7 protein-coding genes are annotated in these 14,289 nt (G+C 74.8%); 4 read left to right on the top strand and 3 right to left on the bottom strand.

Going from position 1 to position 14,289, the window contains the following annotated elements; translation table 11 throughout:
• Positions 1-22: 22 nt before the first annotated feature.
• Positions 23-1,861, top strand: a complete 1,839-nt coding sequence (locus MUU72_RS19970) for a glycoside hydrolase family 3 protein (protein ID WP_248014688.1) — start codon at positions 23-25, stop codon at positions 1,859-1,861.
• A gap of 61 nt (positions 1,862-1,922) precedes the next feature.
• On the opposite strand, the gene MUU72_RS19965 is transcribed toward MUU72_RS19970, so the two are convergent.
• The 3 genes from MUU72_RS19965 to MUU72_RS19955 form a co-directional block, all read right to left on the bottom strand.
• Positions 1,923-3,341 (bottom strand): S28 family serine protease, encoded by a 1,419-nt coding sequence (locus MUU72_RS19965; RefSeq protein WP_248014687.1) that lies wholly within the window; start codon positions 3,339-3,341, stop codon positions 1,923-1,925.
• Positions 3,342-3,455: 114 nt separating this feature from the next.
• The gene (locus MUU72_RS19960) at positions 3,456-7,448 is read right to left on the bottom strand and encodes an ABC transporter ATP-binding protein (protein WP_248014686.1); all 3,993 of its coding nucleotides are present in this window, start codon (positions 7,446-7,448) and stop codon (positions 3,456-3,458) included.
• A 109-nt stretch (positions 7,449-7,557) separates the two neighbouring features.
• Complete coding sequence (locus MUU72_RS19955; RefSeq protein WP_248014685.1) at positions 7,558-10,407, bottom strand: discoidin domain-containing protein; 2,850 nt, start codon at positions 10,405-10,407, stop codon at positions 7,558-7,560.
• Positions 10,408-10,644: 237 nt separating this feature from the next.
• Between MUU72_RS19955 and MUU72_RS19950 the strand changes: the two genes are divergently transcribed.
• From MUU72_RS19950 to MUU72_RS19940, 3 genes are read left to right on the top strand one after another with little or no spacing between them, the layout of a single operon-like run.
• Positions 10,645-11,439, top strand: a complete 795-nt coding sequence (locus MUU72_RS19950; protein WP_248014684.1) for an ATP-binding cassette domain-containing protein — start codon at positions 10,645-10,647, stop codon at positions 11,437-11,439.
• Positions 11,411-13,612 (top strand): YhgE/Pip domain-containing protein, encoded by a 2,202-nt coding sequence (locus MUU72_RS19945; protein WP_248014683.1) that lies wholly within the window; start codon positions 11,411-11,413, stop codon positions 13,610-13,612. The genes MUU72_RS19950 and MUU72_RS19945 overlap by 29 nt, the downstream gene beginning before the upstream one ends.
• Positions 13,609-14,268 carry a TetR/AcrR family transcriptional regulator gene (locus MUU72_RS19940; RefSeq protein WP_372503223.1) on the top strand — a complete coding sequence of 220 codons (660 nt, stop codon included), beginning with the start codon at positions 13,609-13,611 and terminating at the stop codon, positions 14,266-14,268. Before MUU72_RS19945 ends, MUU72_RS19940 begins: the two co-directional genes overlap by 4 nt.
• The last annotated feature ends 21 nt before the right edge of the window (positions 14,269-14,289 follow it).

Genomic DNA, 14,289 nt, shown 5'->3' with positions numbered 1-14,289 from the left:
AAGCCCCCCGGAAGGAGCGCAGATGCACTCCAGACGTACCGTCCTGACCACCACCGCCGCCGCGGCCGCGGCCGCCGCCCTGGGCACCGGCACCGCGGGCGCCGCCCCCCTCACCCCCGCCTCCCCCGCTCCCGTCCCCGCGCCGTCCCGCGCCACCGTGGCCCACCTGCGGCGGCTGATCGCCCGGATGACGCCGGAGGAGAAGGCCGGGCAGCTCTTCGTGATGCGGGTGTACGGGCACTCCGCCACCGACCCGGACCCCGCCGACGCCGACGCCAACCGCAAGGAGATCGGCGTCGCCAACGCCGCCGAGCTGATCGCCCGGTACCACGTCGGCGGCATCATCTACTTCGGCTGGGCCCACAACACCCGCGACCCGCACCAGATCGCCGCACTGTCCAACGGCATCCAGCGGGCCGCCGCCGCGCTGCGCGTCCCGGTACCGGTGCTGATCTCCACCGACCAGGAACACGGGACAGTGGCCAGGATCGGGGCGCCGGCCACGCTGTTCCCCGGGGCGATGGCGCTCGGTGCGTCCGGGTCGGCGCCGGACGCCCGGACCGCGGGCCGGATCGCCGGCCGGGAGCTGCGCGCGATGGGCGTCCACCAGGACTACGCACCGGACGCGGACGTGAACGTCAACCCCGCCAACCCGGTCATCGGCGTCCGCTCCTTCGGGGCCGACCCGCAGGCGGTGGCCCGGCTGGTCGCCGCCCAGGTGCACGGCTACCAGAGCGCCGGGGTGGCGGCCTGCGCCAAGCACTTCCCCGGGCACGGCGACACCGACACCGACAGCCACGTCGGGCTGCCGTACATCCACCACTCCGCGCAGGAGTGGGAGCGGCTGGACGCACCGCCCTTCACGGCGGCGGTCGCGGCCGGGATCGACTCGGTGATGACCGCGCACATCGTGGTGCCGGCCCTGGACCCCAGCGGCGACCCGGCGACCCTCTCGCACCCGATCGTCACCGGCATCCTGCGGCGGCGGCTGGGCTACGACGGGGTGGTGGTGACCGATTCGCTGGGCATGCAGGGCGTCCGGGTGAAGTACGGGGACGCCCGGGTGCCGGTGCTGGCACTGAAGGCCGGGGTGGACCAGCTGCTGAACCCGCCGGACCTGGCGGTCGCGCACGCGGCCGTGGTCCGGGCGCTGCGGGACGGCGAGCTGGACGAGCGGGACATCGACGCCAAGCTGCTGCGGATCCTGCTGCTCAAGGAGCGCCGCGGGCTGTTCGCCGACCCGTACACCTCGCGGCAGGAGGTGGACCGGGTGGTCGGGGTGCGCGCCCACCTCGCCGCCGCGGACCGCATCGCGGACCGCACCACCACGCTGCTGCGCAACGACGGCGGGCTGCTGCCGCTGTCCCGGCGGCGGACCGGGCGGGTGCTGGTGGCGGGCGCGGACCCGGCCGCGCCGTCCGGCACCGGCGGCCCGCCGACCGGGGTGCTGGCCCGTGAGCTGACCCGGCTGGGGTTCGCCGCCACCGCGCTGTCCACCGGGACCGCACCGTCCCGGGAGCTGATCGCCCGGGCCCGGGCGGCGCTGGCCGAGCGGGACGCGGCGGTGGTGGCGACGTACGACGTGACCGCCGCCTCACCGCAGCGGGCGCTGGTCGCGGAGCTGCTGGCGACCGGGAAGCCGGTGGTGCAGCTGGCGGTCCGCAACCCGTACGACATCGCCCTGCTGGACGGGGTGAAGGCGGCGCTTGTGGCGTACTCCTGGACGGACGTGGAGCTGCGGGCCGCGGCCCGGGTGATCGCCGGGCGGCGCGACCCGGTGGGCCGGCTGCCGGTGCCGATACTGCGCGCGGACTCCTCGGGCACCGCGCTGTTCCAGATCGGGCACGGGCTGCGGTACTGACACCGGGCCGCGGCGTGCCGGGTGCGCCCCCGCGGGTCAACGGGGCGCACCCGGTGGGCGGTTACGGCCGCAGGGACGTCGAACGGAGGCTCTCCGGCCGGTCCAGGGTGCTGCTGTGCGGTGCCGGTGCGGCGGCCCGGCCGTCGGCGGGCACCGGGAGCCCGGCCCAGCTGAGCAGTTCGGCGGTGGCCTTGGTGCGGTCGGCGTCCTTGAGCTTGGCGATGTTGGCGCCGTGGTTGCCGCCGGCGACGGTGAAGACGTACGAGTCCCGGGCGCCGCGGCCCAGTTCGAAGTGCTTGGCGCTCCACGGGTCGAACTGCCCGTTGACGAACATCATGCGGGTGGCGTGGTGGCGCACCCAGCGGTCCACGTCGGGCATGGCGCGCCGGTCGAAGCGCATGGGGATCTCGCGGGGCACGAAGCTGCGGGAGTTGTTGATGCCGGGGTAGCGCAGCAGCCCGCGGAGGTTGGGGTAGTGGTACTTCGGCTCACCGAGCTGGGTGCCGGCCTGGTAGTAGTACGGCTGGTACTTCTCCATGCCCTGGTCGGTGTAGGAGTCGAAGCCGCCGACCTTGTCGATCCAGGTCCACAGGGTGTCGGTGGAGGCGGTGGGCGCGGGCACCTCGGCGCACGCGGTCTCGGCCGGCTGGTACTGCCAGAAGCCGAACACCAGGTCCGTGACGAGGACTTCGTAGGCCCGGTCGGCGCTGCCGGTGAGGCGGAAGGTGCGCTTGTTCTCGCCGGCCCACTTCTCGTAGCGGTTGACCATCTCGTCGCGGCGCAGCAGCGCCTCGCGCTCGACCTTCCCGACCGCGTCGCGGCAGGCGGGGGTGCCGACGGTGGCGAAGAAGCGGTCGTAGGGGCGGGTGTCGTCGCGGTCGGTGTTGTCGGGCGCGACGTAGGCGACGGTCCCGTTCATGTCCTGCGGGAAGAAGCGGCGGTAGTAGGTGGCCGTCATCCCGCCCTTGCTGCCGCCGGTGGCGATCCAGTTCTTGGGGTAGAGGGCGTGCAGCGCCTGGAAGATGCGGTGCTGGTCGGTGGCGGCCTGCTTGATGTCCAGCTTGGTCCAGTCGGCGGGGACCGGGCGGGACGGGGTGAAGTAACGGTACTCCAGGGAGACCTGGTTGCCGTCGATGATCTTGGTGGGTTCGCTGCGGGACGGTGTGGTGCTGACGTTGTAGCCGGAGGTGTAGAAGACCGTCGGGCGGTCCACCGACTTGTGCAGCAGCGTCAGGCGCTGCTGGAACGTGCCCTTCTCCGGGTGCCGGTGGTCGACCGGCTGGGTGTACTGGAGGACGAAGTACCGGTACCCGTCGACCGGCTTCTCCTCGATCAGGCTCATACCGGGGATCGCGAGGATCCGGTCCTTGATGTCCGTGCTGTCCCGGCCGGCGGCGGTGGCCGCCCCTGCCGGTGCGCCGACGCCCGCCGTACCTATGAGTACGGCGAGCGTCAGCAGCCATCTGCTGGCCTTGCGCATGCACCCTCCCCTTGGGATGACAAAGGTCGGGCCGAACCTATCCGGGCGGCGGGGGCGCCACCAGCCCCCATGGGGGGTGCCGGCGGTGCCGGTCCGCCGCCGCGCGCCGCCGGATCAGACCGCCAGCGGCTCCTCCTCGCCGGTGAAGGTGCGCCACAGCTCGGCGTAGCGGCCGCCGCGGGCGAGGAGTTCGGCGTGCGTGCCGTCCTCGGCGACCCGGCCGTGGTCGAGCACCACGACCCGGTCGGCGCGGGCGGCGGTGGTCAGGCGGTGCGCGACGACCAGGGTGGTGCGGCGGCCGGCCAGGCGGTCGGTGGCGTGGTTGACGACCGCTTCGGTGGCCAGGTCCAGGGCGGCGGTGGCCTCGTCGAGCAGCAGCACGTCGGGGTCGGTGAGTTCGGCGCGGGCCAGGGCCAGCAGCTGGCGCTGGCCGGCGGAGAGGTTGCGGCCGCGCTCGGCGACCTCGTGGAGGTAGCCGCCCTCCAGCGTGGCGATCATGTCGTGCGCGCCGACCGCCCGGGCGGCCGCCTCCACCTCGGCGTCGGTGGCGTCCGGGCGGCCGTAGGCGATGGCGTCCCGAACCGTGCCGGCGAAGAGGTAGGACTCCTGGGGGACGACGCCGAGCCGGCGGCGGTAGCCGGTCAGGTCCAGTGCGCGCAGGTCGGTGCCGTCGGCCCGGACCGTGCCGGACGTCGGGTCGTAGAACCGCGCGACCAGCTTGACCAGCGTGGACTTGCCGGCGCCGGTCTCGCCGACGAAGGCGACGGTCTGGCCGGCCGGGATGGTCAGGTCGATGCCGGCCAGGGCCGCCTCGCCGTCCCCGCCGTAGCGGAAGTGGACGTCCTCGAAGGTGATCTCGCCGCGCAGCGCGGGGACCGGGCGGGGGTCGGCGGGCGCCGGGGTGGTCGTGGGCCGGGCGAGGAGTTCGCGGATCCGGCCGAGCGAGACCGATGCCTGCTGGTAGCCGTCGAAGACCTGGGAGAGCTGCTGGACGGGGGCGAAGAAGAGGTCGATGTAGAGGAGGTAGGCGACCAGGGCGCCGGCGGTCAGGGTGCGGTCGCCGATCCGGTCGGCGCCGACGATCAGCACCAGGGCGGACGCCACCGACGACAGCAGCTGGACGAACGGGAAGTACACGGATATCAGGAACTGGCCGCGCACCCGGGCCCGGCGGTAGGCGTCGCTGTGCGCGGCGTACCGCTCGGCCCCGTGGCCCTCGCGGCGGAACGCCTGGACGATCCGCAGACCGGCGACGCTCTCCTGGAGGTCGCCGTTGACGGTGGAGATCCGCTCGCGGGCGAGTTCGTAGGCCCGGACGCTGCGCTTGCGGAAGACGTAGGTGGCCAGCGCCAGCGGGGGCAGGGTGGCGAAGACGACCAGGGCGAGCTGGACGTCGAGGGCGAGCAGCGCGACCAGGATGCCGCAGAAGGTGAGGACCGAGACCACGGCGGTGACCAGCCCGGTCTGGAGGAATGTCGACAAAGCATCAACATCGGTGGTCATCCGGGTCATGATCCGGCCGGTCAGTTCGCGCTCGTAGTAGTCCAGGCCGAGGCGCTGGAGCTGGGCGAAGATCTTCAGGCGGAGGGAGTACAGGACCCGCTCGCCGGTGCGGCCGGTCAGGCGGTTGCCGCCGATCTGGGCGGCCCACTGGACCAGCACCACGGCCAGGGCCAGCGCGGCGGCGGTCCAGACGCCGGCCAGGACGCCGCGCCGGACGCCGTCGTCGATGCCCTGCCGGATGAGGACCGGCACCAGCAGGGAGGCCAGCGCGTCCACCGCGACCAGCAGGAGGGCGACGGCCAGCGGGCCGCCGAAGCCGTGCAGCAGCCGGCGCAGGCCGAAGGAGGACTCCGGGCGGACGGCGGCGGCCTCGTCGACGTCCGGGGTGTCGGCGGCCGGGGGCAGCGCGGCGACCCGGGCGAGGAGTTCGGGACTGCCCGGGGCGCCGGCCAGGGCGGCGGCGAGGCCGGGTCCGGTGGCGCCCGCGGTGCGCGGGGCGGGGCCCGCTGCGCCCGCCTCGGCCTCCTCCTCGCGGCGCACCCACAGCTCGGGGGTGATGCCGCCGGTGGCGGCCCGGCGCGCGGCGGCCTGCTCGGCGTCGGCGGATCCGTCGGGGGCGGCGTCGACCAGCGCGGCGGGGCGGCGGGGTCCGTCCGGCCGCGAGCGGCCGCCGCCACCGTCGCCGTCGCCGTCCGCGGACGGTGCGAGCAGCCCGGCCGTGCCGGACGCCGCGTACGCACCGCCGTACGCGTCGGCGGCGGCGCCGGCCGGGTCGTGCGGGACGCCGCCCAGCTCCTCGGGGTCGGTCAGCAGCCGGCGGTAGAGCGGACAGCGCTCGGCCAGCTCCTCCTGCGTGCCGAGGTCGGCGAGCCTGCCGCCGTCCAGCACCGCGACCCGGTCGGCGAGCGCCAGGGTGGAGGCGCGGTGGGCGATCAGCAGCGTCGTGCGGCCGGCCATCACCCCGCGCAGCGCCTCGTGGATCTCGTGCTCGACCCGGGCGTCGACGGCGGAGGTGGCGTCGTCCAGGACCAGCAGGCGCGGGTCGGTGAGGATGGCGCGGGCCAGCGCTATCCGCTGCCGCTGGCCGCCGGAGAGGGTCAGGCCCTGCTCGCCGACCTTGGTGTCGTAGCCCTGGGGCAGCTCGGCGATGAAGCCGTCGGCGCGGGCGGCGCGGGCCGCGGCCCGGATCTGCGCGTCGGTGGCCTCGGGGTGGCCGTAGGCGATGTTGTCGCGTATCGAGTCGGAGAACAGGAAGCTGCTCTCGGGGACCAGGCCGATGGCGGCGCGCAGCGACGGCAGGGTCAGCTCGCGGACGTCGTGGCCGCCGACCAGGACGCGGCCGGCGGTGGCGTCGTAGAAGCGGGGCAGCAGCAGCGAGACGGTGGACTTGCCGCTGCCGGAGGCCCCGATGACGGCGACCGTCTCACCGGCCTCGATCCGCAGCGAGAAGTCCTCCAGGACGGGCCGCAGGGGGCGGCGGGCGGCAGCCTCGCCGTCCCCGCCGCCGTCACCGCCGGCCCCCGGTGCGTGGTGTGCCCCGTAGCCGAACGTCACCCGGTCGAAGACGACGGTGGCGGGGGCGTCGGCGGGCAGCTCCCGGGCGTCCGGGTGCTCCGCTATGGTCGGCTCGGTGTCGATCAGCTCGTAGACCCGCTCCACGCCGGCCCGCGCCTGCTGGGCGACGGTGAGGAACATCGCCAGCATCCGCACCGGGCCGACCAGCTGCGCGAGGTACGTGGAGAAGGCGACGAAGGTGCCCAGGGTGATGTGCCCCCGGGTGGCCAGCCAGCCGCCGAGCGCCAGCATCGCCACCTGGCCGAGCGCCGGGACGGCCTGGAGGGCGGGGGTGTAGCGGGCGTTGAGGCGGACGGTGCGGAGCCGGGCGGCGAACAGCCTGCGCCCGGCCGCCCGGAGCTTGCCGGTCTCCTGCTCCTCCTGCCCGAAGCCCTTGACGACCCGGACGCCGGAGACCGCGCCGTCCACCACGGAGGCGACCGCGGCGGCCTGCTGCTGGGCGTACCAGGTGGCGGGGAAGAGGCGGGTGCGGCTGCGCCGGGCGATGTACCACAGCGCCGGGGCGACGGCCAGCGCGACGACCGTCAGCAGCGGGGAGAGGAACGCCATCACGGCCAGCGAGACGGCGAAGAGCAGGACGTTCCCGATCATCATCGGGAGCATGAAGAGCAGGCTCTGGATGAGCTGGAGGTCGCTGGTGGCGCGGCCGACGACCTGCCCGGTGCTCAGCTCGTCCTGCCGCCGCCCGTCGAGCCTGGCGATCGCGTCGAACATCCGGGTGCGCAGGTCGTGCTGGACGTCCAGGGCGAGCCGGCCGCCGTAGTAGCGGCGGAGGTAGGTCAGGACGTAGACCACCACCGCGGCGGCGACCAGCAGGGTGGCCCAGGGGGCGAGCGGACGCGCGTGCCGGACGATCACCTCGTCGATGATCAGCTTGGGGATGAGCGGGACGAGGGCGGTGACCGCCATCCCGGCGAGCGAGGCGCCGAGCGCCAGCGCCACGTCCTTGCGGTACCGCCCGCAGTCGCGGGTCAGCCGCCTCGCCCAGCTCTCGTGCGCGGTGTCCGCCGCGGTATCCGTCCCCGCCACCCGGTGCCTCCCTTGCGTCGTCTGCCGCACGGGCCAACACCGGGGGCGGCGGATTTCATCCCGCTGTCACACCGCGGCAACACCTCCCGGCCGCCGCCCCGGTGGCGGGTCAGCGCGCCCGGTCCACCTCCAGCTCGGCCAGGCCGGGCCGCGGGGCGGGCTTGCCGCCGGCGGCGGGCGGGCCGCCGTGCACGGTGACGCGGACGTAGCGGGCGGGGCTGCGGCCCGCGTAGCCGGTACCGGTCCAGTGCCGGCCATCGCGCGAGACCTGCACGGTGTACGACGCGGGGCGGGTGGCGGTCCAGTGCGGGGTGATCTGCCCGACGGCCAGCTCGCGGCCGAGGTCGACGGTGAGGGTGCCGTCGGCGGCGGCCGGGACCCAGGCGGTGGTGGCGTTGCCGTCCACCGCGGCGCCGGCGTACATCCCCGGCTCCTCGGAGGTCGCGGTGGCGGCGGCGCAGCGGGCGGCGTCACCGGTGGCGGCGAGGTCGGGGCGGCGGGTCTTGAGGACGGCGGGGACGCCGCGGCTGACCAGCTTGTCGCCCTCGGGGGTGGCCAGCGGCAGGGCCGGGCCGGAGGTCAGCCGCACGGTGGTCTGGTGCGCGCGCAGCGCGACGTCGAAGGTGCGGCCCTGCCAGTGCAGGCCGCGCAGGGTGACGCCGGCGGCCAGCTGCGGCGGCAGCAGCGGGTCCAGGCGGACCCGGTCCTCGGTCATCCGCAGCCCGGTCAGGCCGTTGGTGAAGACCTGGAGGAAGCCGCCCTTGCCGGTGAGGAAGTCCTGCGCGGGCCGGCCGGCGTGCGGGTCGTCGGCACCGGCCTTCGCCCCGCGCGCCTCGGAGAACAGCGCGAACGGCCCCCGGACGAACGGCCGGATCGCGCGCTGGAGGTAGGTGTACGTGGCGCAGCCCGGCTCCCCGAGGGCGGCGGCGTCGATGGCGTGCACCGAGTCGGTCATGGCCGGGCCGTCGGGGTCGGTGCGGGCCGCGTAGTAGTCCAGGGTGGCGGCGGCCCGCTGCCGGGTCATCGGCCACTGAAGCGGGTACATCAGCAGGACCGTGTCGGCCTGCTTGATGGTCGTCCCCCGGTACCCGGCGTACTGCTCGAAGACGTGGCGGCGGCCGTCGTAGGGGATCCGCAGCTTGTCGGCGACCGCCGTCCAGGAGGCCGGGGCGCGTTCCCCCAGGAGGGTGGCGGCGCGGACGGCGTGGCGCAGGGCGGTGGCGGCGCCGGCGTTGGTGAAGACCGCGTCGTCGACGCCGTTGCTGTACTCGTCGGGGCCGGCCACGTCCTTGACGGAGTAGCTGCCGTCGGCGTTGCGGGTGGCGCGGGAGGCCCAGAAGTCGGCGATGCCCGCCAGGACCGGCCAGCCCCGGGAGCGCAGCCAGGCGGTGTCCTTGGTGGCGAGGTAGTACTGCCAGGCGGCCAGCGAGATGTCGCCCATCAGGTGGTTCTGGGTCCGGCAGTGCGGCGGGTCCCAGCTGTGGCATTCGGTCCGCAGATCGCCGGTGCCCCCGCTGGTCCAGGGGTAGAAGAGTCCGCGGTAGCCGAGGCGGCGGGCGTTCGCGCGGGCGGCGTCGCGGGTGCGGTAGCGGTAGTCGACGACGGACTTGGCGAGGTCGGGATGGGTGGCCAGCAGACCGGGATACATCCAGGTCTCGGCGTCCCAGAAGATCTCGCCGGCGTAGTTGTCGCTGGTCAGGCCGGTGGGCGCGATGCTGTTGGCGCTGCCCCGGCGGGTCGCGGCGAGCAGTCCGTACTCCGCCGAGCGGACCCAGGTCTCCAGCGCGGGCGCCCCGGCCACCTCGATGTCGCTGCGCCACAGCTCCCGCCAGGCGGCGCGGTGCCGGGCCGCCAGGGCCGCCCAGCCGCGGCCGGCGGCCCGGCGGGAGGCGTCCTCGGCGGCGGTGCGGGGGCTGCGCGAGGTGAGCGCGGTGTCCACGCCGACGTACTTGGCCAGCTCGTAGGTGTGGCCGCGGCGGACCGGGAAGGCCAGCCGCTGGCCGGCGGTCAGCTGCCCGGCGGTGGTGCCGGTGCCGCCCGCCGGGGGTACGGGGCGGGGCCGGGCGGCCGGGACGCCGGGGCCGGCGCGCAGCGTGGAGGCGACCGCGCCCGCGGTCCCGGTGCCGTCGGTACGGAAGCCGACCAGGACCGTGCCGGGCCGCCCGCCGCCCGGGGCCGGTCCGGCGGGCCGCAGCCGGCGGGCACCGCGGCCGTCGAGGGTGTCGGTGACGGCCGCCTCGCCGCTCCAGTGCGGCGTCATCCGCAGGCGGACCGCGGCGGTGTGCGCGTCGGCCCGGTCGGCGAGCACGTCGTAGACCAGGTCGGTGGCCCGGCCGTCGGCGGCGGTCCAGGTCAGCGAGGTGCGGACGAAGCCGCAGCGCCAGGAGAGGGTCTGGCGGTAGTGGCTGATGCGGACCGGCGCGGTGGCCGAGGTGAACGTTTCGGCGTGCGGGCCGCCCGCGGTGACGTCGAGGGTGGTCCAGGTGGGGAGCGCGGCGATGGCCTGGCGGCCCTGGAGGTTCGCCGGGCCCTTGGCGTAGAGGCCGGAGACGAAGGAGCCGTCGTACTCCGGGGTCTTCAGCGGCCAGCCGGTGGTGCCGCCGGGCGCGGCGTAGCCCATCCCGTTGGGCGGGACCCGCTGGCCGAGGTAGCCGTTGCCGACGTAGGCGTGGTAGCCGTCCGCGGGGTCGGGGGCGGTGGCGGTGGCCGCCCAGCCGCCGGCCGTGCACGAGGTCCGGTCGTCCTCCGGGGCGGGGGCCGCGGGGCCGGCCGCGGCGGCCGGGACGGCGGGGGCCAGGGCGCCCAGGAGGGCGGCGGCGACCAGGGCGGCCAGCGGGCCGCGGGTCCGGCGCGGCCGTCGCGGCGGCGGCGCGGCCTCCTGCGGGGACCGGGTGGCGGATCTGCGCTCCGCCGCGTCCCGCCGTCCCGGTGGCTGGGGTGTCCGCTCCGTGTGGTGCATGGCTCTCCGTCCGCGTGCGGCCGGTGCCGCGCGCTCACGGCACGGACCCAGCCTCGGCTCTGCCTGACGTCTGCGCACCCTAGGGGGCCGGAGCCGCTGCGGTCACCCGTTTGCCGCCGACACATCAATTTCCGGCCACCGCCGTCGGTTTCCGGCCCCACCCACGGCCTCGATTGGTCAAGACGGGCCCCGTACGGCACACTTTTAGACTGACCAGTCAGAACAAAAGGAGGGGCTGTGGAGACCACCCGCCAGGGGGCGGCCGTCAACGCCCGGGGAATCGGAGTGAAGGGCCCGCGCGGCTGGGCCTTCAGAGGCGTCGACATCACCGCGGACCCGGGGTCGCTGATCGCGGTGCAGGGCCCGTCCGGTTCCGGACGCACCTGCCTGCTGCTCGCGCTCACCGGACGGATGCGGCTGACCGAGGGCCACGCCACGGTCGCCGGCTTCCCGCTGCCCAAGCGGATGGGCACGGTCCGCGGCCGGACCGCCCTCGCCCACGTCCCCGGCGTCACCGACCTCGAACCGGCCCTCACCGTCGCCGAACACCTGCGGGAGCAGGCCCTCCTGGCGCCCCGCCTGGAAGGCTCCCCGCTCGGCGCGCTCCCCTGGGGGCGGCGCCACAAGGAGGCCGTCCGGGCCCGGATCGACAGCGCGCTGGCGGCCGCCGGACTCGACCCGGACACCCTCCCCAAGGGGCTGCGGACCTGCGTCCGCGACCTGGAGCGGCTGGAGGCGCTGCGGCTGTCGGTGGCCCTCGGGGTGATGCACCAGCCGCGCCTGCTGGCCGTCGACGACCTCGACCTCAAGCTCTCGGCGGACGAACGTGCCGCCGCCTGGCAGCTGCTGCGCGATCTGGCGCTGGCCGGCACCACCGTCCTCGCCGTCGCCTCCGACGCCCCGGCGGACGCCCTGGTCGTCTCCACCGCCCCGGCCGCCGCGGCCGCGGCACCCGCCCCCACCGACACCCCCGAGCCCGACACCCACGAGGAGGATGCGGCCCATGCGTTCGCCGAGACTGGCCGCGCTTGAGCTCCGGCGCTTCGGCCGGGGCAAGCTGCCCCGGCTGGGCCTGGTCGCCCTGATGCTGATCCCGCTGCTGTACGGAGCGCTCTACCTCTGCTCCTTCTGGGACCCCTACAGCCGGCTGGACAAGATCCCGGTCGCCCTGGTCAACGAGGACCAGGGCGCCACCGCCGACGGCAAGAAGCTGACCGCCGGCGCCGACCTGGCCAAGAACGTCAAGGACAGCAAGACCTTCGACTGGGAGGAGGTCAGCGCCGCCGACGCCGCCAAGGGGCTGGAGAAGGGCGACTACTACCTCTCGCTGACCGTCCCCAAGGACTTCAGCCGGAAGATCGCCTCCAGCGGCGGTGCCGACCCGCAGACCGGCGCGCTCCAGGTCCGCACCAACGACGCCAACAACTACATCGTCGGCTCGATCTCCAAGACGGTCTTCTCGGAGATCCGCGCCAAGACCTCGTCGAAGTCCACCCGGGCCTTCCTCGACAAGATCTTCGTCTCCTTCTCCGACCTGCACGACCAGACCGCCAAGGCCGCCGACGGCGCCGGCAAGGTCGACGACGGCCTGGGCACCGCCCGCGAGAAGACCGGCGAACTGGCCGACGGCCTGGGCAAGTTGAACGACGGCGCCGGCAAGCTCGACAAGGGCGCGGGCGACCTCAGCAACGGCGCCGGCAAGCTCGACAAGGGCGCCGGGGACCTCAGCAACGGCGCGGCGCAGGCGGCCTCCAAGGCCAAGCAGCTCAGCCAGGGCGCGAGCCAGGTCGCCGACGGCACCCAGCAGCTCGTCGACAAGGTCGACGGGCTGGCCAAGAAGGACCTGCCGTACCTCAAGAAGCACGGCAAGGAGATCGCGGACGGCGCGCGGTTCGTCGCCAACCTCACCGCGGACCTGGACGACTTCCTCGCCAAGCTGCCGGCCAACTCCGCCAAGGCCGCCACCCAGACGCGCAAGAGCGCCCAGGAGGCCGAGGAGCTGTACGAGAAGCGGTGCACCGGCGGGAACACCGACGCCGACTGCGCGCAGATGAAGGGCACCGCGGTCGGCGCCGCCGCCGGGGCGGACCTGGCGGAGAAGGTCAACAACGACATCGCCCGCGCGGACTTCGGCCGGATGCGGGCCAAGCTCCGCGAGGTGCACCAGGGCGCCCAGATGGTCGCCGACCAGGTGCCGGACGTCGTCAAGAACGCCGACGGCCAGCTCGCCCAGCTCAACGCGCTCAACGCCGGTGCCCACAAGGTCGCCGACGGCGCCGGCCAGTTCGCCACCGGTCTGGGCACCCTCGCCAACGGCGCGGGCGACCTCGCCGACGGCGCCGGCAAGCTCCACCAGGGCGCCGGCGACCTCGCCGACGGCGCCGGCCAGCTGCACAGCGGCCTCGGTACCGCCCACGACGGCGCCGAGAAGCTCAGCGGCGGCCTGTACAAGCTCAAGGACGGCGCCAACCAGCTGGCCACCGGCCTGCACGACGGCGTCGCCAAGATCCCCGACTACGACAAGAAGGACCGCGACGACCGCACCGGCGTGATGTCCGACCCCGTCCAGCTGGCCGCCAAGTCGATGCACAAGGCGCCCAACTACGGCACCGGCCTCGCCCCGTACTTCATCCCGCTCTCCCTCTGGGTCGGCGCGATGGTCGCGTACATGCTGCTCCAGCCGCTCGGCAAGCGGGCGCTGGCCGCGGGCGCGCCCGGCTGGCGGATCGCCCTCGGCTCCTGGCTGCCGGCCTTCGCCATCGGCGTCATCCAGGTGCTGGCCCTGATGGCCGTGCTGCACTGGGCCCTCGGCCTGGAGATGGCCCGCGCGGGCGCCACCATCGGCTTCCTGGTGCTGGCCACGGCCTGCTTCACCGCCGTCATCCAGCTGCTGAGCGCCGTCTTCGGCCCGGCCGGCCGGGTGCTGACCCTGGTCATCCTGATGCTCCAGCTGACCTCCGCGGGCGGCACCTACCCGGTGCAGACCAGCCCGTCGTTCTTCTCGGCGGTCCACCCGTTCCTGCCGATGAGCTACGTGGTGGACGGGCTGCGCCGGCTGATCACCGGCGGCGACCTGGACATCGTCCGGCAGGGCAGCATCGTGCTCGCCGCGTTCACGCTCGGCGCGCTGGCCCTGACCGCCCTCGCGGCCCGCGGCCGCCAGGTGGTCCGGATGAAGGACCTGCACCCGGAGCTCAGCCTGTGAGCATCCGCTCCGGAAACGGGGGCGGCGCCATCCCCGGCGCCGCCCCCGCCCCCGTATCCGCCCCGCCGCGGCGCGCCACCACCCGCCGCCGGCTCTTCGACGCCGCCGTCACCCTCATCGCCGAACAGGGCTTCTCCGCCACCACGGTGGACGAGATCGCCGAACGGGCCGGCGTCGCCAAGGGCACCGTCTACTACAACTTCAGCAGCAAGAACGTCCTCTACGAGGAGCTCCTGCGGGACGGCATCGACCTGCTCGCCGCCTCCCTGCGCACCGCCGCCGACCGCACCGTGGCCCGCGGCGGCACCCGGGTCGACGCCCTCGACGCGATGATCCGCGCCGGCCTGGACTTCATCGCCGGCTCCCCCGCGCTCACCCAGCTCTACGTCGCCGAACTCTGGCGCACCAACCGCACCTGGCGGGCCACCCTCACCTCCGTACGGGGCCGCGCCCTGGCGGTCGTCGAGTCGGTGCTGCGGGACGCCGTGCGCGCCGGGGAGCTGAGCGGCGAACTGGACGTCCCGCTCACCGCCTCCGCCCTGCTGGGCATGGTGCTGGTCGCCGCCCTGGACTGGCAGTCCTTCCAGCCGGAACGCTCGGTGGAGGAGGTCCACGCGGCCCTGTCCCAGCTCGTCCAGGGGCGCGTGGGGGCGTGAGCCGGGGGCGTGAGCCGGGGG

The sequence above is a fragment of the Streptomyces rhizoryzae genome (assembly GCF_023155275.1).
GTDB classification, from domain to species: domain Bacteria; phylum Actinomycetota; class Actinomycetes; order Streptomycetales; family Streptomycetaceae; genus Streptomyces; species Streptomyces rhizoryzae.
The sequence above is the reverse complement of the archived record's forward strand: the minus strand, read 5'-3'. Positions and strand labels throughout refer to the sequence as shown.